Source organism: Ideonella flava, assembly GCF_051857595.1.
Lineage (GTDB): Bacteria > Pseudomonadota > Gammaproteobacteria > Burkholderiales > Burkholderiaceae_C > Ideonella.
In genome coordinates, this window is sequence record NZ_JBPZHD010000006.1 from 310718 (window position 1) to 330745 (window position 20028).

At 69.6% G+C, this 20028-nt stretch carries 15 protein-coding genes; 8 read left to right on the forward strand and 7 right to left on the reverse strand.

All coding sequences use genetic code 11. The features are described 5' to 3' along the window. Positions 1–70: 70 nt before the first annotated feature. The 4 genes from ACS5PM_RS15210 to arsA are packed head-to-tail and all read left to right on the forward strand — an operon-like array spanning position 71 to position 7808. A complete protein-coding gene (locus tag ACS5PM_RS15210) occupies positions 71–1279 on the forward strand; it encodes a TolC family protein (protein WP_439388493.1) in 1209 nt (402 codons plus the stop codon). Positions 1280–1297: 18 nt separating this feature from the next. Further along, the gene (locus ACS5PM_RS15215) at positions 1298–2491 is read left to right on the forward strand and encodes an efflux RND transporter periplasmic adaptor subunit (protein ID WP_439388494.1); all 1194 of its coding nucleotides are present in this window, start codon (positions 1298–1300) and stop codon (positions 2489–2491) included. A 16-nt stretch (positions 2492–2507) separates the two neighbouring features. Beyond that, positions 2508–5732: a CusA/CzcA family heavy metal efflux RND transporter gene (locus ACS5PM_RS15220; protein ID WP_439388495.1), complete on the forward strand. Its 3225-nt coding sequence runs from the start codon at positions 2508–2510 to the stop codon at positions 5730–5732. A gap of 57 nt (positions 5733–5789) precedes the next feature. Continuing rightward, the gene (arsA, locus tag ACS5PM_RS15225; protein WP_439388496.1) at positions 5790–7808 is read left to right on the forward strand and encodes an arsenical pump-driving ATPase; all 2019 of its coding nucleotides are present in this window, start codon (positions 5790–5792) and stop codon (positions 7806–7808) included. 71 nt (positions 7809–7879) lie between these two features. Here the strand turns inward: arsA and ACS5PM_RS15230 are convergent, their stop codons facing one another. The 7 genes from ACS5PM_RS15230 to lepB all read right to left on the reverse strand — a co-directional run bounded on the left by ACS5PM_RS15230 (position 7880) and on the right by lepB (position 15081). Further along, complete coding sequence (locus ACS5PM_RS15230) at positions 7880–9427, reverse strand: malonate--CoA ligase (RefSeq protein WP_439388497.1); 1548 nt, start codon at positions 9425–9427, stop codon at positions 7880–7882. After that, positions 9424–10254 carry an enoyl-CoA hydratase/isomerase family protein gene (locus tag ACS5PM_RS15235; protein WP_439388498.1) on the reverse strand — a complete coding sequence of 277 codons (831 nt, stop codon included), beginning with the start codon at positions 10252–10254 and terminating at the stop codon, positions 9424–9426. Before ACS5PM_RS15235 ends, ACS5PM_RS15230 begins: the two co-directional genes overlap by 4 nt. After that, positions 10254–11246 carry a Bug family tripartite tricarboxylate transporter substrate binding protein gene (locus ACS5PM_RS15240; protein WP_439388499.1) on the reverse strand — a complete coding sequence of 331 codons (993 nt, stop codon included), beginning with the start codon at positions 11244–11246 and terminating at the stop codon, positions 10254–10256. The genes ACS5PM_RS15235 and ACS5PM_RS15240 overlap by 1 nt, the downstream gene beginning before the upstream one ends. Positions 11247–11659: 413 nt before the next feature. After that, positions 11660–12280 (reverse strand): hypothetical protein, encoded by a 621-nt coding sequence (locus tag ACS5PM_RS15245; RefSeq protein WP_439388500.1) that lies wholly within the window; start codon positions 12278–12280, stop codon positions 11660–11662. Positions 12281–12525: 245 nt separating this feature from the next. Beyond that, complete coding sequence (locus ACS5PM_RS15250; RefSeq protein WP_439388501.1) at positions 12526–13887, reverse strand: dicarboxylate/amino acid:cation symporter; 1362 nt, start codon at positions 13885–13887, stop codon at positions 12526–12528. 112 nt (positions 13888–13999) lie between these two features. After that, positions 14000–14416 carry a DUF3052 family protein gene (locus tag ACS5PM_RS15255; RefSeq protein ID WP_439388502.1) on the reverse strand — a complete coding sequence of 139 codons (417 nt, stop codon included), beginning with the start codon at positions 14414–14416 and terminating at the stop codon, positions 14000–14002. Next, on the reverse strand, positions 14413–15081 hold the full coding sequence (gene lepB / locus ACS5PM_RS15260) for a signal peptidase I (protein WP_439388503.1): 669 nt from the start codon (positions 15079–15081) through the stop codon (positions 14413–14415). The genes ACS5PM_RS15255 and lepB overlap by 4 nt, the downstream gene beginning before the upstream one ends. A 201-nt stretch (positions 15082–15282) precedes the next feature. Between lepB and ACS5PM_RS15265 the strand changes: the two genes are divergently transcribed. The 4 genes from ACS5PM_RS15265 to ACS5PM_RS15280 are packed head-to-tail and all read left to right on the forward strand — an operon-like array spanning position 15283 to position 20024. Then, positions 15283–16734 (forward strand): sigma-54 interaction domain-containing protein, encoded by a 1452-nt coding sequence (locus tag ACS5PM_RS15265; protein ID WP_439388504.1) that lies wholly within the window; start codon positions 15283–15285, stop codon positions 16732–16734. Between the two features lies 1 nt (position 16735). Then, positions 16736–17182 carry a helix-turn-helix transcriptional regulator gene (locus ACS5PM_RS15270; protein ID WP_439388505.1) on the forward strand — a complete coding sequence of 149 codons (447 nt, stop codon included), beginning with the start codon at positions 16736–16738 and terminating at the stop codon, positions 17180–17182. A gap of 36 nt (positions 17183–17218) precedes the next feature. Beyond that, the gene (locus tag ACS5PM_RS15275) at positions 17219–17629 is read left to right on the forward strand and encodes a VOC family protein (RefSeq protein ID WP_439388506.1); all 411 of its coding nucleotides are present in this window, start codon (positions 17219–17221) and stop codon (positions 17627–17629) included. Positions 17630–17633: 4 nt separating this feature from the next. Then, complete coding sequence (locus ACS5PM_RS15280; protein WP_439388507.1) at positions 17634–20024, forward strand: ATP-binding cassette domain-containing protein; 2391 nt, start codon at positions 17634–17636, stop codon at positions 20022–20024. The last annotated feature ends 4 nt before the right edge of the window (positions 20025–20028 follow it).

A 20028-nucleotide genomic window follows, 5' to 3' on the forward strand; every position in this document is an offset into this window, starting at 1 on the left:
CGGCGAGACGCAGGCGCTTCCCATCGTTGTCGTCGTCTCGCCGAATCCGAGGTTCACACCATGAGATTCGATGAGAAAACTCTTGTGGCCGCTCGGGCTGGCGGCCTTTGCACTCAGCCCCGTGCCGCTCGCGGCACAGACCACCCTCACGCTTGAGCGCGCGCTCGAGCAGGCTCTTCGACACAGCGCCGCGATCACGGCCGCCGCCCGCGAGGTGGAGGCCGCCGACGGCGCCCTCGAACAGGCCGGCGCGCGGCGCAACCCGGTGCTCAACCTGACGCTGGAGGACACCCGCAGCCAGAGTCGCACGACCACCGCCACCGTCGACGTCCCGCTCGAACTCGGTGGCCAGCGAGGCGCGCGCGTCGCTGCTGCGGCTCGCGCTCGCGATGTGGCAGCGGCCGAACTGGCGCGCACGCGAGCCGAGTTCAGGTCGCGTGTGACCGAGGCCTACTTCGCCGTCGTGGTCGCCCAGGAGCGCCACGCACTGGCCGCAAAGGCCGTCGATCTGGCGACCCGAGGGGCCGACGTGGTTGCACGCCGCGCCGCGGCCGGGAAGGCCTCGCCGGTCGAGGCCACGCGTGCCCAGGTCGAACAGGCCCAGGTCCAGCTCTCGGCGGCAGAGGCGAACGCGGCATGGCAGCGAACGCGCTTCGCCCTCGCGAGCCTGATGGGCGATGGCGAGCCGCAGTTCGACCAGGTTTCGGCCGACGTTCCGAATGCCTTGCCGCGCCCGCCGCTGGCCGAACTCGCTGCGCAGCTGGAGCACGCCCCCATGCTCGCCGCCGCACGGCTGGAAGTCGGCCGACGACGCGCCCTCGCCGAGGTGGAGCGAACGAAGGCCATGCCCGACGTCACCCTCAGCCTCGGCAGCCGGCGGGACAACGAACTGGGCCGCTCGCAGGCGGTGATCGGCCTCTCGATCCCGCTGCCCTTGTTCGACCGCAACCAGGGCGCCATCCGCGAGGCGAACCAGCGAGCCGACAGGGCCGCGGATGACGAGCTCGACCTCCGCCGGCGCCTGCTCGTCGAACTGCAGGATGCGTCCAGCCGGTTGGCCGTGGCCAACGCCACGCTGCAGACGCTGCAGTCCGTCGTGTTGCCTGCGGCGCAACAGGCCCAGGAGGCGGCCAGCCGCGGTTTCGAAGCCGGCAAGTTCGGTGTCCTCGACGTGCTGGACGCACAGCGAACGCTGCTGCAGGCCCGCTCGCACTACCTCGACACCCTGGCCGCCGCCCACCGGGCCGCGACCGACATCGACCGCGTCGTCGGTCGCTGACAGCGAAAGAACCTGCACATGTCCATCACGAAGAAGCAAAGCCTCGCCATCGCGGCGATGGTGGCCCTTGGGTTGCTCGGCAGCGGGGCTGTGCTGCTGGCCAAGAAGCCGGAGAACTCCGGCGACGCAGCGCATGAACACGAAGAAGGGCACGAGGCCGGACACGGCGGCGAGCCTGCCGGCGAAGGCCGCATCGAGCTCAGCGCGGAGCAGCAGCAAGCGGCGGGCATCGCCGTCGCACCGGCCGGGCCGGCGCCACTGCAGGCCATTCACGAGTTCCAGGGCGAGATCCGTTTCGACGAGGATCGCACGGCCCACGTCGTGCCTCGGCTGGCGGGTGTCGCCGAAGCGGTGCCGGCACGACTCGGCCAGGCGGTGCGCAAGGGCGAGGTGCTTGCCGTTGTCGCGAGCACAGCCTTGTCCGATCAGCGCAGCGAGCTGCTCACCGCCGAGCGCCGGCGGGAGGCCGCTGCGGCGACCCACGAGCGGGAGAAGAAGCTCTGGCAGGACCGCATCTCGGCAGAGCAGGACTACCTGCAGGCCCAGGCTGCGCTGCGCGAAGCCGACATCGCCGTGGCCAACGCCCGCCAGAAGCTCGCGGCCGTGGGCGCGTCCGCCAGCTCTTCGGGCCTGAACCGCTTCGAAATCCGTGCACCCTTCGACGGCACCGTGGTCGAGAAGCACCTGGCGCTCGGCGAGGCGGTCAAGGAAGACGCGAGCATCTTCACCGTCTCCGACCTGCGCTCGGTGTGGGCGGAGTTCGCCGTGGCGCCCCAGGACCTGGCCGTCGTGCGCGTCGGCCGCCAGGTGGTCGTGTCCTCCACGGCCTTCCCGCAGACGGTCGAGGGGACCATCTCGTACGTCGGCGCCCTGCTGGGCGAGCAGACGCGCACGGCGCGCGCCCGCGTCGTCCTCGCCAACCCGCAGGACGCCTGGCGGCCCGGTCTGTTCGTGACGGTCAAGGTGCAGGGCGCGCAAGAGCAGGTCGCCGTCGCCGTGCCGGCGGAGGCCGTGCAGGCCATCGGCCGCCAGTCAACGGTCTTCAAGGCGGTGCCCGGCGGCTTCCAGGCCGTTGCGGTGGAGACCGGCCGCGCGGACGGCAAGACCGTCGAGATCCTGCGCGGCCTGCAGCCGGCCGACCCGGTCGCGACGGCCAACACCTTCGTCCTGAAGTCGGAGCTCGGCAAGGCCAGCGCCGGGCACGGGCACTGAGCGCGGAGGGACCGACATGTTCGAACGCATCATCCGTTTCTGCATCGAGCAGCGATGGCTCGTCCTGCTGGCCGTGCTCGGCATGTCCGGCGTCGGCGTCTACAGCTACAGCCGGCTGCCGGTCGACGCGGTGGCCGACATCTCCAACGTCCAGGTCGTCGTCAACACCGAGGCGGCCGGCTACTCGCCGCTGGAGATCGAGCAGCGCATCACCTATCCCGTCGAGACGGTGATGGCGGGCCTGCCCGGGCTGCAGCAGACGCGCTCGCTGTCGCGCTACGGCCTGTCGCAGGTGAACGTCATCTTCCAGGACGGCACCGACATCCACTTCGCGCGGCAGCTGGTCAACCAGCGCCTGCAGCAGGCGCGCGATCGGCTGCCCGCCGGCGTCACGCCCGCCATGGGGCCCATCTCCACCGGCCTGGGCGAGATCTACCTGTGGACGGTGGAGGCCGCGCCCGACGCCCGCCGGCCCGACGGCCAGCCCTACACGCCGGCCGACCTGCGCGAGATCCAGGACTGGGTCATCAAGCCGCAGCTGCGCAACGTGCCGGGCGTCACCGAGATCAACTCCATCGGCGGCTTCGAGAAGCAGTACGTCGTGGCACCCAGCCTGGAGCGGCTCTTCGCGCATGGCCTCGGTCTCGCCGACGTGGTGCGCGCGCTGGAGCGGAACAACGCCAGCCAGGGCGCCGGCTACATCGAGCGCCACGGCGAGCAGTACCTCGTGCGCGCGCCGGGGCAGGTGCAGTCGATGGCCGACCTGCGCGACGTCATCGTGGGCACCGCGCAAGGCCAGCCCATCCGCATCCGCGACATCGGCGAGGTGGAGCTCGGCCGTGAACTGCGCACCGGCGCGGCGACCGAGAACGGCCGGGAGGTGGTGCTCGGCACGGTCTTCATGCTCATGGGCGAGAACAGCCGCGCCGTCTCGCGCGACGTCGATGCGCGGATGCTGGCCATCAACAAGACGCTGCCGGAGGGCGTGCGCGCCGTCACCGTGTACGACCGCACGGTGCTGGTCGACAAGGCCATCCGGACGGTGCAGACCAACCTGCTCGAAGGGGCGGCCCTGGTGGTGGCCGTGCTGTTCCTCTTCCTCGGCAACCTGCGCGCGGCGCTGATCACCGCGCTGGTGATCCCGCTGGCCATGCTGCTCACCTTCACCGGCATGCTCCAGGCCGGCATCAGCGCCAACCTGATGAGCCTGGGCGCGCTGGACTTCGGGATCATCGTCGATGGCGCGGTGGTGATCGTCGAGAACTGCGTGCGCCGCCTCGCGCATGCGCAGGCCCGCCACGGGCGGCCGCTGAGCCGGTCGGAGCGGCTGCACGAAGTCTTCGCGGCGGCCCGCGAGGCACGCCGCCCCTTGCTCTATGGGCAGCTCATCATCATGGTGGTCTACGTGCCCATCCTGGCGCTGACCGGCGTGGAAGCGAAGATGTTCCATCCGATGGCGTACACGGTGCTGCTGGCGCTGCTGGGGGCGATGCTGCTGTCGGTCACCTTCGTGCCGGCGGCGGTGGCGGTGTTCATGGGCGAGCGCGTGGCCGAGCAGGAGAGCCGCCTCATGCGATGGGCCGAGCAGCGCTACCGGCCGATGCTTGGCGAATCGATGGCCAATGCCCCCGTGGTGCTGACCTTTGCCGCCGTGCTCGTCGTCTTCTGCACCGCCGTCGGCACGCGGCTGGGCTCGGAGTTCGTGCCCAACCTGAACGAAGGCGACTTCGCCATCCAGGCGCTGCGCGTGCCCGGCACCAGCCTCACCCAGTCGGTGCAGATGCAGAGCCGGCTCGAGAGCCACCTCAAGGCCCGGTTCCCCGAGATCGAGCGGATCTTCGCCCGCACCGGCACCGCCGAGATCGCGGCGGATCCGATGCCGCCCAACATCTCCGACGGCTACATCATGCTCAAGCCCAGGGACCAGTGGCCCGAGCCGCGCAGGACGCGCGACGAGCTGCTGGCCGCCGTGCGCGAAGAGGCGGCCAAGGTCCCGGGCAGCAACTACGAGTTCTCCCAGCCCATCCAGCTGCGCTTCAACGAGCTCATCTCCGGCGTTCGTTCGGACGTGGCGGTGAAGGTCTTCGGCGACGACAACGAGGTGCTGAACGACACGGCGGCGCGCATCGCGCTGGCCTTGCAAGGCGTGGCCGGCGCGACCGAGGTCCAGGTCGAGCAGACCACCGGCCTGCCCATGCTGACGGTGGACATCGACCGCTCACGCGCGAGCCGCTACGGCCTGGACATGACCGAGGTGCAGGACGCCGTGGCCACGGCCATCGGTGGGCGCGAGGCCGGCACCCTCTTCCAGGGCGACCGGCGCTTCGACGTGCTGGTGCGCCTGCCCGATGCGGTGCGTGAGGACCCGGACGCGCTGCGGCGCCTGCCGATCCCCTTGCCGCGGCCCGGGGCCGATGGGCGCGCGGCCTACGTCCCGCTGGCGGAACTGGCCACGCTGGACCTCTCGCCGGGGCCGAACCAGGTCTCGCGCGAGAACGGCAAGCGCCGCGTCGTCGTCAGTGCCAACGTCACCGGGCGCGACCTGGGCTCCTTCGTGGCCGATGCGCAGGCGGCGATCGAGCAGCAGGTGAAGGTGCCGCCCGGCTACTGGACGACCTGGGGCGGCACCTTCGAGCAGCTCGAATCCGCGCGCCAGCGGCTGATGCTGGTCGTGCCGCTCGCGCTGCTGATGGTCTTCGTGCTGCTGTTCGCCATGTTCGGCAACGTGAAGGACGGGCTGCTGGTGTTCACCGGCATCCCCTTCGCCCTCACCGGCGGCGTGCTGGCCTTGTGGGCACGGGGCATTCCGCTTTCCATCTCTGCCGCGGTGGGCTTCATCGCGCTGTCGGGCGTGGCGGTGCTCAATGGCCTGGTGATGCTGTCCTTCATCCGGCAACTGCGCGAAGACGGCAAGGGCCTGGACGAGGCCCTGCGCGAAGGTGCGCTGGCGCGGCTGCGGCCGGTGCTGATGACGGCACTGGTCGCTTCACTCGGTTTCGTGCCGATGGCGTTGGCGACGGGCACGGGCGCCGAAGTGCAGCGGCCGCTGGCGACGGTCGTCATAGGCGGTGTCCTGTCCTCGACGATGCTCACGCTGCTGGTGCTGCCCGTCCTTTACCGCTGGGCGCATCGGCGGGACGAGGACCCGGTGGAAGCCGTCAACGAAATCGCAGGGCCGCGCGGGCAGGGAGCTGGCAGCGAGAGCCGAGACGAGGCCGAGGCAGGCGGATCCGCAGCTTGATCATCATCAACCCGACTGGCGCCAGGCGGATCACAGTTCCGCCTGGAGGACAAGTCCATGGAGATCAAGGTTCTGGGGTCGGGCTGCAGCAAGTGCCGCAGCACGATCGGCCTCATCGAGCGCGCCGCCCGGGACGCGGGCATCGAAGTCCGGATCATCAAGGTCGAAAGCCCGGCCGAGATCAAGACCTTCGGGGTGCGCGCCACGCCGGCCGTCGTCGTCGAAGGCCAGGTGGTCCACAGCGGCGGCATCCCATCCCGCGAAGCGGTGCAATCCTGGATCCAGCCGCTCGACATCGGATTCCTGGACCGCCCGACGAGACACCTGTTCTTCACCGGCAAGGGCGGTGTGGGCAAGACCTCGCTGTCCGCGGCCGCGGCGCTGAGGCTGGCCGATGCCGGGAGGAAGGTGCTGCTTGTCAGCACCGACGCCGCGTCCAACCTGGACGAGATGCTCGGCATCGAGCTGCGCAACACGCCCGTCCCTGTCCCCGGCGCGCCCGGCCTGTCGGTGCTGAACATCGACCCGGCCAATGCGGCCGAGTCCTATCGCCAGCGCGTGCTGGCGCAGATGCAACTGTCCGCGAGCGAGCAGGATCGGGCCACGGTGCGCGAGCAACTGTCCGGCGCCTGCACCACCGAGATCGCGGCCTTCGACGAGTTCTCTGGCCTGCTGGCCGACGGCGACCAGCCCTGGGATCACGTCATCTTCGACACCGCGCCCACCGGGCACACCTTGCGGCTGCTGAGCCTGCCGAAGGCCTGGACCGGCTTCCTGCAGGGGAACGACCGGGGCGCCTCCTGCCTCGGGCCGCATTCCGGGCTGAAGATGCAGGAAGCCCGGTTCCAGGCCGCGCTCGATGCCTTGAGCGACCCAGCCAGGACCACCGTGGTCCTGGTGACCCGGCCCGATCAGGGCGCCATCGCCGAGGCGGCGCGCACTTCCAGCGAGTTGCGCGAGCTCGGGCTGGCCCATCAGCGCCTGGTGGTCAATGGCGTGTTCCGTGCCAGCGATCGCGCCGACGCCGTGGCCTGCGCCATCGAGGGCCTGGGACAGCAGGCCCTGGACGACATGCCCGGATCACTGCGAGAACTCCCACAGGACCGGGTGCCGCTGCGCTCCTTCGATACCGTCGGTTTGCAGGCCTTGCGTGCATTGCTGCTTCCCGCGGCCGCACCGGTCGCCCTGCGCGAGGCAGAAGGAGGCCCGGACGGCATCGCGCTGCCCGGCCTGGCGGCGCTGGCCGATGACCTGGCCGCTGCCGAACATGTCCTGATCATGGTGATGGGCAAGGGGGGCGTCGGCAAGACCACCATCGCCGCGGCTTTGGCGCTCGGCCTCGTTCAGCGGGGCAAGAGCGTGCACCTGAGCACCACCGACCCCGCGGCTCACCTGGCCGCCACGCTGGACGCGGAGGTGCCGGGCCTGCTCGTGAGCCGCATCGATCCGAAGGTCGAGACGCAGCGCTACATCGACAAGATCCTGGCGGCCAGGGCGCCCGGCCTCGACACGCAGGAAAGACAGCTGCTGCTGGAAGACCTGCAGTCACCCTGCACGGAAGAGGTCGCGGTCTTTCACGCCTTTTCGCGAATCGTCAGCGAAGGTCGCAGTTCATTCGTCGTGCTGGACACGGCGCCCACAGGTCATTCGATGCTGCTGATGGACGCGACCGGCGCCTACCACCGGCAGACGGCGCGGGAGTTCGAAGCACGCGGCGCGGCACGCATCGTGACGCCGTTGATGCGGCTGCAGGACGCCTCGTACACCAAGATCATCCTCGTGACGCTGCCCGAAGTGACACCGGTGTCGCAAGCGGCCGCGCTTCAGGAGGACCTGCGCAGGGCCCATGTCGAGCCCCATGCCTGGGTCCTCAACAAGAGCGTGCTGGCGGCTGGCACCAAGGATCCACTGCTGCAGGCTCGACTGGCGGGTGAGCGCCGGCAGATCGACCGCATGTCCGCAGGCCTGGCCAGGCGCTTGTTCGCGCTGCCGTGGCTGCCGGTGCCACCCGTCGGCCTCGGTGAGCTGTCGAAGCTGGTCTGCACGCCCGTGGCCGTGTCGGCTGTTCATGCCTGACATCCGATGCGGCCTGGAGGCTCGAACCTTGCTGGCCTGCTCACCACGGCTCGGCGATCAGGTCGAGCCGCTCACGATCGGCCCAGGGCCTTGAACGCTCCCTCGTGCCTTTCGCGCAAGAGGTTCTTCTGCACCTTGCCCATCGTGTTCCTCGGCAGCTCCTCGACGAGGAAGAGCTGCTTGGGCACCTTGAAGGCGGCGATCTTCGTCTTCAGCGAGTCCATGAGCCCGCGGGCGTCGATCGAGGCGCCCGGCCGCGCCACCACCACCGCGACCACGCCTTCGCCGAAGTCGGGGTGGGGCACGCCGATCACCGCGCTCTCGGCCACGCCGGGCAGCTCGTTGAGGTAGCCCTCGACCTCGGCCGGGTAGACGTTGTAGCCGCCGGTGATGATCAGGTCCTTGCTGCGGCCGACGATGGTGACGTAGCCGTCGGCGTCCACCTTGCCGACGTCGCCGGTCTTGAACCAGCCGTCGGCGGTGAACTCCTCCTTCGTCTTTTCCGGCATGCGCCAGTAGCCGGCGAAGACGTTGGGACCCCTGACCTCGATGCCGCCGATCTCGCCCTCGGCCAGCGCCTGGCCCTGGTCGCCGCGAATGCGCAGGGACACGCCCGGCAGCGGAAAGCCGACGGTTCCCCCGCGGCGCTCGCCGTCCTCGGGCCGGTAGGGATTCGAGGTGAGCATCACCGTCTCGCTCATGCCGTAGCGCTCGAGGATGGTGTGGCCGGTGCGCTCGCGCCAGTCGTTGAAGGTCTCGATCAGCAGGGGCGCCGAGCCGCTGATGAACAGGCGCATGTGGCGGCAGGCTTCTCTGGTCAACCCGGCCTCGCCCAGCAGGCGCACGTAGAGCGTGGGCACGCCCATGAAGACGGTGGCCTCGGGCAGGCGCCTGACGACGGCCTTGGGATCGAACCTGGAGAACCAGAGCATCCTGCTGCCGGCGAGAAGGGCGGCGTGCGAGGCGACGAACAGGCCGTGCACGTGGAAGATGGGCAAGGCGTGGATGAGCACGTCCCGGCCGGGCTGCCAGCCCCAGTAGTCCTTGAGCGTCTCGGCGTTGGACAGCAGGTTGCCGTGCGAGAGCATCGCTCCCTTGCTGCGCCCGGTGGTGCCGCTCGTGTAGAGGATGGCCGCGAGGTCGTCCGGGCTCTTGGGCGCGGGCGTGTGCTCGTCGGCCTGGAAGGCAGCGCGGTCCAGCAGCGTGCCCGTTCGATCGTCGTTGAGCGTGAAGACGTGGGTCGTGCCGCGCTGGAAGGCGAGGCGGCTGACCCAGCCGAAATTCCTGCCCGAGCACACGACGACCGCCGGCTCGGCATTGCCGATGAAGTACTCGATCTCGGCCGCCTGGTAGGCGGTGTTCAGCGGCAGGAAGACGTGGCCGGCGCGCAGAACGGCAAGGTACAGCAACAGCGCCTCGACGCTTTTCTCGACCTGCACGGCCACGCGGCTCGCCGGCGGCAAGTCCAGCGAATCCAGCAGGTTGGCGATGCGTGCGCTGGCGCCGTCCAGGTCGCGCCAGGTGTAGCAGTGCGAGGTGTCCGGGCCATCGCACGGCTCGATCGCGCAGGCATCCAGGTCCTCGGGGAAGGCCTTTCGCAGGGCAGTGAAAAGGTTCATGTCTTGTCGTCGTGCTTGTCGGCCGGCGGCAGCGGGCTGCCGAATCGCGCCGGTCGTCTCTCGTTGAACGCGGCCAGGCCTTCGCGGTGCTCGGCCGAGGAGGCGTAGTCATAGTGCGGGGCGCGCTCGTCGCGGCTGCTCAGCGGTGCGCGGTGGGCGAACTGGCGCAGCGCGCGCTTGGAGAGGCGCAGCGCCTGGGGCGAAAGGGCGGCCATCGCCTCGGCGCTGCGGCGGGCCTCGGCGGCGACTTGCGCATCCTCCACCACCCGCGTCACCAGGCCGCGCTCGCGCGCCTCGGCGGCGTTCAGCACACGTGCCTCCAGCAGCAGCTCGCGCAGCGTCGTCTCGCCGATCACGCGGGCGACGATCTCGACCTCGTGCGGCGCCATCGGGAAACCCAGCCTGGCGATGGGCACGCCGAAGCGGCTGGATTCGCCGCACAGGCGGATGTCGCAGCAGGCCGCGATCTCCAGCCCGCCGCCGACGCACGCGCCCTCGATCTGCGCGACCAGCGGTCGCTCGCAATCGAGCAGCGCGTCGAGGGCCGGGGCCACGACCTCCTCGTGGTAGTGGGCCAGGGTCTCGGCATCGAAGCGGAAGTCCGGGAACTCCTCGATGTCCGCCCCGGCGACGAAGCTGCCGCCCTCGCCCTGCACGACGATGACCCGCGGGCCTTCGTCGGCATCGAGGCGGTTCAGGCCCTCCAGCAGCGCGCGCAGGTCGCGCCACATCCGCACCGTCAGCGCATTGAGCTTGCCGGGGTGCGAGAAACGCAGCGTGGCGATGCCTTGGGCGTCGGCTGGATGGAGATGGACGTGGCCAGCCATCAGTCCAGCTTGGCGCCGGAGGACTTCACGACCTCGGCCCAGCGCTTGGTCTCGGACGCCACGAACTTGCCGAAATCGTCGCCCCAGAGGTTGGGCACGTTGGTGCCCAGGCCGTTCCAGGCGGACTTGATGTCTTCGGCGGCAAAGGCCTTCTTCATCTCGGCCTGCATGGCGGCCACGATCTCCTTGGGCGTGCCCTTGGGCGCCCAGAGCCCGTACCAGGTCGCGACCTGGTAGCTCGGCACGCCGGCCTCGACCGTGGTCGGGACGTCGGGGAAGCCGGGCGCGCGCTTGTCGGCCGCCACCGCCAGCGCCTTGATGCGGCCGCCCTTGATGTGCTGGGCCGACGAGGCCAGGCCGTCGAACATCATGTCGACCTGGCCGGCGACCAGGTCCTGCAGCGCCGGGCCCGCGCCGCGGTAGGGGATGTGGGTGATGAAGGTCTTGGTCTGCAGCTTGAACAGCTCGCCTGCGAGGTGGTGCGAAGTGCCGTTGCCCGCGGAGCCGTAGTTGAGCTTGCCGGGGTTGGCGCGCACGTACTCGAGCAGGCCCTTGAGGTCGTTCACCGGCACCCGTTGCGGGTTGACGACGATGACCTGCGGCACGCTGGAGATGAGGCCCACCGGGACGAAGTCCGTGTCCAGGTGGTAATCCAGCTTGGGGTACATGGCCGGCGCGATGGCATGGTGCACCGCGCCCATGAAGAAGGTGTAGCCGTCGGGAGTGGCCTTGGAAGCGATGGTGGCGCCCACCGTGCCGCCGGCGCCGCCACGGTTGTCGATGATGAACTGCTTGCCGGTCTGGCGGGTGAGCGCGGCGAACAGGGGCCTGGCGAAGGCATCGGTGCCGCCGCCGGCGGGGAAGGGCACGACGATCGTCACCGGCTTGGTCGGCCAGCCCGCGGCCTGGCCCCAGGCCAGCGGGCTGGCGAGGGCGGTCGCGGCGGCCATCAGCCCTAGGGCGTGGCGGCGGTGGTGAAGTCGTGCAGTCATCGGGTGTCTCCGTCGTCCTGGTCGTGTGGGAAGGCGATGTCGCTCAAGGCTGGCGGGGCCTGCGCGATAGCCCGCGCGAGTGCCTTGAGGCCGGTCCGCCTGGCCATGAAAGGATCATGCATGGGGCGCTCGGTGCGCTGCGCATCACACGCGCGTGGACGTTGGGCCGATACAGCCAGTGCTTGCTGGCCGGGCACTGCGTGTGGAAGCCGTGGTGGGCGCGGGCGCAGCCATGGCCGTGCTGCCCTGCGGCGCGGCGCTCGGCGGGTGCGCTGGCGACATGCATGCGGGCCATCGTAATGCCGCTGTCACGGATCACGAGGGCTGGGAAACGAGCATGCGCTGGACAAGGAGGCCGGCGGGCGCCCGCCGGCCGGCACGTCATCCCTGCCGGCTTGCGGCCGGCGGGGCGCTTACTGGGCGCAGTCGTCGGTGCCGGGGATGGCCTCTGCGCAGACCGTCGACTTGATGCGCTGGATGTCGAACATCAGCAGCGTGCGATCGCTGCCGATGCCCAGGCGCCCGGCGCGGAAGGCGTCGAAGGCCCACTCGTTCAGGTGCTTGGGCAGCGAGAGCGAGCGCAGGGCGTCGGTGTGGCCGCCCTGGCTGAGCAGCGAAAGCGTGAACTGGGCCTGCGGCTGAGCCACGCCGTCGATGGTGGCGCCGCCCAGCGCCTCGAGGTCGAAGGTGTCGCCGAAGGGCTGGTTCAGGTCGTTGTTGATGGTGACCCGGTAGCCCTCGGTGCGCACGCGGTGATCGCCGACGCGCAGGGTGAAGTGGTACGGCTGGCCGAATTCGTAGGCGGCGCGACCGGAGCCGTCTTCGTGCCGCTCCAGCGAGGTCGCGGACTGGCGGGTCTCGTAGCTGAAGCTCAGGGTGACCGGCGTGAACTGCGGCACCGTGCTGCCGTCATCGAAGGTTCCGCTCTGGGTGACCCAGCCCGACAGGCGGTAGGTGACCAGCGCGGCCTGCGCCGACATGGCCAGCAGCAGCGCGGATGCGGCCACCACTGCCCGAACGACTTGCTTGCTCATGGGGTGCTCCCCTGTGTTTGTGTTTCGACACCAAGGCCAGTTGACCTGGCTGCGGAATTAGACGGGCCGGCCCAGGGCCGGACAACCCCACGATTGATCAGGTGTGCAGCATGGCTTTCCGCCAAAAACTGCACACCCGAAAAAACCCCTGCTCTTGCGGATCGGCGCTTCTTCGGGGCTCGAAAATGGCGAAGGGCCGCCGCATCGACTGCGGAGGCCCTATGAGCAAGCGGGGTGCCCGCCGTTCAATGCAGGGCGGTCGCGGCTGCCGGGTTGGTGCCCGGCATCTGGGCGTCGACCGCGTCGAGCACTTCCTCCGGCGCCTCGGCCGCCGCGTCCATCTCGCCATCGAGCTGGCGCTGAAGGCGCGCGGTGTCCAGGTCGCCCGTCCACTTGGCGACGACGATGGTGGCCACGCCGTTGCCGATCAGGTTGGTCAGCGCCCGTGCCTCCGACATGAAGCGGTCGATGCCGAGGATCAGCGCCAGCCCGGCCACCGGCACGGCGCCCACGGCGGACAGCGTGGCCGCGAGCACGATGAAGCCGCTGCCCGTGACGCCCGCCGCACCCTTGGAGGTCAGCAGCAGCACGCCCAGCAGCGTCAACTGTTGCGTCAGCGTCATCGGCGTGTTGGTGGCCTGGGCGATGAAGACCGCCGCCATGGTCAGGTAGATGGAGGTGCCGTCGAGGTTGAAGGAGTAGCCCGTCGGGATGACGAGGCCCACCACCGACTTGCGCGCGCCGAGGTTCTCCATCTTGGCCATCATGCGGGGCAGCACGGATTCGCTGGACGAGGTGCCCAGCACGATGAGCAGCTCCTCCTTGATGTACTTGATGAACTTCCAGACCGAGAAGCCGTGGGCCCGCGCGATCAGCCCCAGCACCACGAAGATGAAGATGAGGCAAGTGGCGTAGAAGCTGCCCATCAGCTTGCCCAGCGAAAGCAGCGAGCCGATGCCGTACTTGCCGATGGTGAAGGCCATCGCCCCGAAGGCGCCGAGCGGGGCCACCTTCATGATGATGCCGACGATGGCGAACAGGACGTGCGAGCTTTTCTCGATGAAATCGAAGACGAGCGTGCCGCGGCCGCCGAAGCGGTGCAGGGCGAAGCCGAAGAGCACCGAGAACAGCAGCACCTGCAGGATCTCGCCCTTCGCGAAGGCGTCGAACACCGTGCTGGGGATGATGTTGAGCAGGAAGTCGACCGTGCCCTGCATCTTGCCCGGGCCGGTGTAGGCGGCGATGGCCTTGGTGTCCAGCGTCGCGGGATCGATGTTCATGCCCGAGCCCGGCTGGATGACGTTGACGATGATCAGGCCCACCACCAGCGCGATGGTGCTGACGGCCTCGAAGTACAGCAGCGCCAGGCCGCCGGTCTTGCCGACCTTCTTCATGTCCTCCATGCCGGCGATGCCGACCACGACGGTGCAGAAGATGATCGGCGCGATGATCATCTTGATCAGCTTGATGAAGCCGTCGCCGAGCGGCTTCATCGCCTCGCCGGTGGCGGGGTAGAAGTGGCCCAGGAGCACGCCGATGACGATGGCGGTGATGACCTGGAAGTACAGCGACTTGTAAAGCGGCTTGCGGCGGCTGCTGCTCGGCATGGCGACCTCGTCCGTCGGTGGAGGAGGCGGGAGTCTGCTCCCGGCCGCGGCGGCTTCGCGTCCGTAGTACCCCGTAAAAACCCGCAGCCGCCCGGGGCTTGCTTATGCGGTCCTAACGCAGGCTCTTGCGGACGACGAGCTTCAGGCCCGACCAGACCTCGCTGACCGAGCAGACCTTGATGTCCACGTAGCCCATCGGCAGGGCGACTTCGCGGATCACGTCCTCGGTGATGTCGGTGGGGCGCCGGCTGGCCTTCTTGGGCCAGGAGACCCAGACGACCGCATCGGGCGCAAGCTGCTCGCGGCATTCGCGCAATGCGGCCTGGAGCACGCGGCGCTCGTCGGCAAACAGGTGCACGAGCTGCGCCTGGGCGGACAGGCGCGGCAGGAAGCACACTTCCGCAGACAAGGGGGCCAGCCAGTCGCGGTAGCCTTCGGGCTCGCCGGCGACGTGGATGGCCATGCCGGGCTTCAGCCCGAGCTTGCTGGCCAGCGGAGTGCCGGAGTAGCCCGTGCCAGCGGCACTCATCGGATCGGCGCCGCGGTACGCTCGAAGCGCGGCTTCCACCAGCCGAGGATGTCGGCCGACACCACGATGTGGTGGGCGCGGCCGATCAGCAGCTTGCGCTGGACCGGGCCGATGAAGCGCGAGTCTTCGCTGTTGTCGCGGTTGTCGCCGAGCATGAAGTACTCGTCGGCCTGCAGCCGCAGCGGGCCGAAGTCGCGGCGCGCGCCAAGCGGCGGCAGGAACTGCACCGAGCGCTGGCTGCCGCCCAGGGCCTCCGTCGCGCGGATGGCCGGCACCACCAGGCCCGAGCCGACGGGCTCCTCGGCCTGCTGCTGATCGGTGTAGTTCGCGGCCTCGCCGTTGACGAAGAGCACCTCGTCGCGCAGCTCCACCACGTCGCCGGGAATGGCCACGATGCGCTTGATCAGGCGTTCGCCGTCGCGCGGCGAGCTGAAGGTGACCACGTCGCCCCGGCGCGGGTCGCCCAATCGCAGCAGCGAGATGTCGGTCAGCGGCAGCTTGGCATCGAAGGCCAGCCGGTTGACGAGCACCACGTCGCCTTCCACGAGGGTGGGGCGCATGGATCCGCTGGGGATGGGGTTCCAGTCGGCCACCGCGGTGCGCACGAAGCCGAAGCACAGCAGGAACAGCAGCAGCCCGCGGTTGTCCTTGATCCACTTCTTCATGCCTGACCTCGCGAGGATGACCCCAGGATGAGCGGATTCTGCACAAGCGCGGGGCGTGGCGCGACGCGCCTTGCGACGAAGCCCCCGCCACGGCCGACGGACTGCTCCCGAGACCGCACCGGCGAAAGTGCCACGGGGAATGCACCCGGCGCCACTCCCGCCGGCCGGCGCTACATTCGGCCAGCCGACTGAACGACTGTCATGCCCGCCCGCCCGACGCCCACCCGCCTGCCGCAGGACGCCGACCAGGTCCTGCGCCTGGCCGCGCAATCAATGTTCGACATCTTCGCCCGCACGGCGCTGGGCATGATGGTCGTCGACCGCCAGCACCGCATCGTCTGGATCAGCGAGGGCTACAAGCACTTCCTGCCCGCCCTGGGCTTCGAGCGCGAGCAGGATTTCGTCGGCCGGCCGGTGGAGGAGGTGGTGCCCAACACGCTGATGAACCAGGTCATCGACTCGGGCCGCCCCATCGTGCTGGACCTGCTGACCAACAAGGCCGGCACCTTCCTCGTCAGCCGCCTGCCGCTGCGCGACGAACACGGCCAGGTGCTGGGCGCCGTGGGCATGGTGTGGCTCAACGAATCGCCCGATCACAGCCAGAGCACCATGCAGCCGCTGATGGCCAAGTTCAGCCGCCTGCAGAAGGAGCTGGAGGATGCCCGGCGCGAGCTCGCCACCCAGCGCCGCCCCAAGTACACGATCGCCAGCTTCATCGGCTCGAGCGCCGTGGTGATGGAGGTCAAGCGCCAGGCGCGGCGCGTGGCCGGCACCGATTCGACCGTGCTGCTGCTGGGCGAGACAGGCACCGGCAAGGAGCTGATGGCCCAGGGCATCCACGCGGGCGGCCACCGGGCCACCGGGCCCTTCGTCGGGGTGAACATCGCCGCCATCCCGGACACCCTGCTCGAAGCCGAGTTCTTCGGCGTCGCGCCCGGCGCCTTCACCGGCGCCGACCGCAAGGGCCGCGCCGGCAAGTTCAAGCTCGCCGACGGCGGGACGCTTTTCCTCGACGAGATCGGTGACATGCCCCTGGGCCTGCAGGCCAAGCTGCTGCGGGTGCTGCAGGAGCAGGAGGTCGAGCCGCTCGGCAGCAACCGCGTCGAGCGGGTGGACGTGCGCATCATCGCGGCCACCAGCCGCGACCTGCAGGCGATGGTGGCCGAGGGCCGCTTCCGGGCCGACCTGTACTACCGCCTCAACGTGCTGCCGATCCGCCTGCCGCCGCTGCGCGACCGGGCGGCCGACCTGGACGCGCTGGCCGACCACCTGCTCGAGGACATCGGCCGGCGCATCGGCCTGCCGGTGCCCAAGATCCTGACGGCCGATGCGCTGGAGCTGCTCGCCGCGCAGGCCTGGCCCGGCAACATCCGCGAGCTGCGCAACGTGCTGGAGCAGGCCTGCCTGATGACCGACGAGCTGGTGCTGGCGGCGGCGCATCTGCAACCGCTGCTCGGCGGCGCGGGCGAGCTGCAAGCGTCCCCTGCCTCGAAGGCCGACGCCGGCAAGCCGCTGCACCGCGCCGTGGCGGCGCTCGAGGCGGAGGCGATCCGCGCGGCACTCAAGGCGACCAACGGCAACAAGCTCGCCGCGGCCCGCATGCTCGGCATCGCGCGGGCCACGCTGTACGAGAAGCTCGGCCACCTGGAGTGAGATGACCAGCAAGCCCGCCGCGCAGTCGCTGCGCGATCTCGCACGCCTGCGCCGCGTCCGCGACCGGATAGACCGGGAGTACGCGCAGCCGCTGGATGTGGAAGCCCTGGCCCGCGATGCCGGGATGTCGGCCGGCCACCTGAGCCGGCAGTTCCGCCTGGCGTACGGCGAGTCGGTCTATGCCTACCTGATGACCAGGCGCATAGAGCGCGCCATGGCGCTGCTGCGGCGGGGCGATCTGAGCGTCACCGAGGTCTGCTTCGAGGTCGGATGCTCATCGCTAGGCACCTTCAGCACGCGCTTCACCGAGCTGGTCGGCGTGCCGCCCAGCGTCTACCGGCGCGAGTCGGCGCAGTCCACGGCCGGGATGCCGGCCTGCGTGGCGCGGCAGGTCACGCGACCGATCAGGAATCGAGAAGCGCAGGGCAACGACCCCGACCTAGACTGATTCCACGCTCAACAACCCCTTCGGGAGACAGCTTCCATGGACATCACCATCCACTCCAGCTTCCTGCCGCACAGCGATTGGGAGGCCTCGCTCGCCTTCTACCGCGACACCCTCGGCTTCGAGGTGCGCAACGACGTCGGCTACAACGGCATGCACTGGGTCACCGTCGGCCCCAAGGGCCAGCCCGGCACCTCGATCGTGCTGTACCCGCCGGCGGCCACGCCGGGCATCACCGATGACGAGCGACGCGTCATCGGCGAGATGATGGCCAAGGGCACGTATGCCACCCTGCTGCTGGCCACGCACGACCTGGCAGGCACGTTCGAACGCCTGCAGGCCCGCGATGCGGAGATCGTGCAGGAGCCGACGGACCAGCCGTACGGCGTGCGCGACTGCGCGGTGCGCGACCCCGCCGGCAACCTGATCCGCATCCAGCAACTGCGTTGAAGCGATGAGCAAGGCCCCGAAGACGAAGGCGGCGCCGGCCGCCGCGCGCCTCGCCGACAGCCACGACCTCATCCGCGTGCAGGGCGCACGGGAGAACAACCTCCAGGACATCAGCGTCGAGATCCCGAAACGCCGGCTCACGGTGTTCACCGGCGTCTCCGGCTCGGGCAAGAGCTCGCTGGTGTTCGACACCATCGCGGCCGAGTCGCAGCGGCTGATCAACGAGACCTACAGCGCCTTCGTCCAGGGCTTCATGCCCACCCTGGCGCGGCCGGAGGTCGACGTCCTGGACGGCCTGACGACGGCGATCATCGTCGACCAGGAGAGGCTGGGGGCGAACGTGCGCTCCACCGTCGGCACGGTGACGGATGCGAACGCGATGCTGCGCATCCTGTTCAGCCGGCTCGGCCAACCGCACATCGGCCCGCCCAGCGCCTTCGCCTTCAACGTGCCCTCGGTGCAGGCCACCGGCGTGATCACGGTGGAGCGCGGCTCGGCCAGCCACGCGGTCAAGCAGACCTTCACGCGCACCGGTGGCATGTGCCCGCGCTGCGAGGGCATGGGCTCGGTCAACGACATCGATCTCACCCAGCTCTACGACGACGGCAAGTCGCTCAACGAAGGCGCGCTCACCATCCCCGGTTACAGCATGGACGGCTGGTACGGCCGCATCTTCCGCGGCTGCGGCTTCTTCGATGCCGACAAGCCCATCCGCAAGTTCACCAAGCGCGAGCTGCACGACCTGCTGCACAAGGAGCCGACCAAGATCAAGGTCGACGGCATCAACCTCACTTACGAAGGGCTGATCCCCAAGATCCGCAGCTCGATGCTGTCCAAGGACGTCGAATCGCTGCAGCCGCACGTGCGCGCCTTCGTCGAGCGGGCGGTGACCTTCGCCACCTGCCCGGAGTGCGGCGGAACGAGGCTGAGCGAGGCCGCTCGCTCGTCGAAGATCGGCAAGCTCAGCATCGCCGATGCCTGCGCGATGCAGATCAGCGACCTGGCGGCCTGGGTGAAGGGCCTGAAGGAGCCGACGGTCGCCCCGCTGCTGAAGGCGTTGCACCACACGCTCGAATCGTTCGTGGAGATCGGCCTGGGCTATCTCTCGCTGGACCGGCCTTCGGGCACGCTTTCGGGCGGCGAGGCGCAGCGCACGAAGATGATCCGCCACCTCGGCTCCTCGCTCACCGACGTCACCTACGTCTTCGACGAGCCGACGATAGGCCTGCACCCGCACGACATCCAGCGGATGAACGAACTGCTGCTGCGCCTGCGCGACAAGGGCAACACTGTGCTCGTCGTCGAGCACAAGCCGGAGGCGATCGCCATCGCCGACCACGTCATCGACCTCGGGCCGGGCGCGGGCACGGCCGGCGGCCAGGTGGTCTTCGAGGGCACGGTCGAGGGCCTGCGGGAAAGCGGCACGATCACCGGCCGCCACCTCGACGACCGTGCTGCGCTCAAGACCACCTTGCGCAAGGCCGCCGGCGCATTGAAGGTGCGCGGCGCCAGCACCCACAACCTGAAGAAGGTGGATGTCGACATCCCGCTCGGGGTGCTCGTGGTGGTGACCGGCGTGGCCGGGTCGGGCAAGAGTTCGTTGATCCACGGCTCGGTGTCCGGCTGCGAAGGGGTGGTGACGGTCGACCAGGGCGCCATCCGGGGCTCGCGGCGCAGCAACCCGGCCACCTACACCGGCCTGCTCGATCCGATCCGCAGCGCCTTCGCCAAGGCCAACGGCGTCAAGCCGGCGCTGTTCAGCCCCAACTCCGAAGGCGCCTGCCCCAGCTGCAACGGCGCCGGCGTCATCTACACCGACCTGGCGACCATGGCGGCCGTGGCCACCCCGTGCGAAGAGTGCGGAGGCAAGCGCTTCATGGCCTCGGTGCTGGAATACAAGCTCGGTCAGCGCGACATCAGCGAGGTGCTCGCGATGCCCGTGTCAGAGGCGAAGGACTTCTTCGGCGCCGGCCCCGGCCGGACGCCGGCCGCGCACGCCGTCCTCGAACGCCTGGCCGACGTGGGCCTGGGCTACCTCAGCCTCGGCCAGCCGCTGACGACGCTGTCCGGCGGCGAACGGCAGCGCCTGAAGCTGGCCACGGAGATGGGCGAGAAGGGCAGCGTCTATGTCCTCGACGAACCGACCACCGGCCTGCACCTGGCCGACGTCGAGCAACTGCTCGGTCTGCTCGACAGGCTCGTCGATTCAGGCAAGTCCGTGATCGTCATCGAGCACCACCAGGCGGTGATGGCGCACGCCGACTGGATCATCGACCTGGGCCCCGGGGCTGGGCATGAAGGCGGCCGTGTCGTCTTCGAAGGCACCCCTGCGCAGCTGGTGGCGAAGCGGTCCACCGTGACCGCCCAGCACCTCGCGGCGTACGCCAGGAAGTGAGCCG

What these genes read in the sequence shown, in the direction of transcription:
- ACS5PM_RS15270 (WP_439388505.1), top strand. Translation starts at nt 16,736, where the DNA reads ATGACCAGCAAGCCCGCCGCGCAGTCGCTGCGCGATCTCGCACGCCTG.
- ACS5PM_RS15255 (WP_439388502.1), bottom strand. Translation starts at nt 14,416, where the DNA reads ATGAGTGCCGCTGGCACGGGCTACTCCGGCACTCCGCTGGCCAGCAAG.
- lepB (WP_439388503.1), bottom strand. Translation starts at nt 15,081, where the DNA reads ATGAAGAAGTGGATCAAGGACAACCGCGGGCTGCTGCTGTTCCTGCTG.
- ACS5PM_RS15280 (WP_439388507.1), top strand. Translation starts at nt 17,634, where the DNA reads ATGAGCAAGGCCCCGAAGACGAAGGCGGCGCCGGCCGCCGCGCGCCTC.
- ACS5PM_RS15275 (WP_439388506.1), top strand. Translation starts at nt 17,219, where the DNA reads ATGGACATCACCATCCACTCCAGCTTCCTGCCGCACAGCGATTGGGAG.
- ACS5PM_RS15210 (WP_439388493.1), top strand. Translation starts at nt 71, where the DNA reads ATGAGAAAACTCTTGTGGCCGCTCGGGCTGGCGGCCTTTGCACTCAGC.
- ACS5PM_RS15235 (WP_439388498.1), bottom strand. Translation starts at nt 10,254, where the DNA reads ATGGCTGGCCACGTCCATCTCCATCCAGCCGACGCCCAAGGCATCGCC.
- ACS5PM_RS15265 (WP_439388504.1), top strand. Translation starts at nt 15,283, where the DNA reads ATGCCCGCCCGCCCGACGCCCACCCGCCTGCCGCAGGACGCCGACCAG.
- ACS5PM_RS15215 (WP_439388494.1), top strand. Translation starts at nt 1,298, where the DNA reads ATGTCCATCACGAAGAAGCAAAGCCTCGCCATCGCGGCGATGGTGGCC.
- arsA (WP_439388496.1), top strand. Translation starts at nt 5,790, where the DNA reads ATGGAGATCAAGGTTCTGGGGTCGGGCTGCAGCAAGTGCCGCAGCACG.
- ACS5PM_RS15220 (WP_439388495.1), top strand. Translation starts at nt 2,508, where the DNA reads ATGTTCGAACGCATCATCCGTTTCTGCATCGAGCAGCGATGGCTCGTC.
- ACS5PM_RS15245 (WP_439388500.1), bottom strand. Translation starts at nt 12,280, where the DNA reads ATGAGCAAGCAAGTCGTTCGGGCAGTGGTGGCCGCATCCGCGCTGCTG.
- ACS5PM_RS15240 (WP_439388499.1), bottom strand. Translation starts at nt 11,246, where the DNA reads ATGACTGCACGACTTCACCACCGCCGCCACGCCCTAGGGCTGATGGCC.
- ACS5PM_RS15250 (WP_439388501.1), bottom strand. Translation starts at nt 13,887, where the DNA reads ATGCCGAGCAGCAGCCGCCGCAAGCCGCTTTACAAGTCGCTGTACTTC.
- ACS5PM_RS15230 (WP_439388497.1), bottom strand. Translation starts at nt 9,427, where the DNA reads ATGAACCTTTTCACTGCCCTGCGAAAGGCCTTCCCCGAGGACCTGGAT.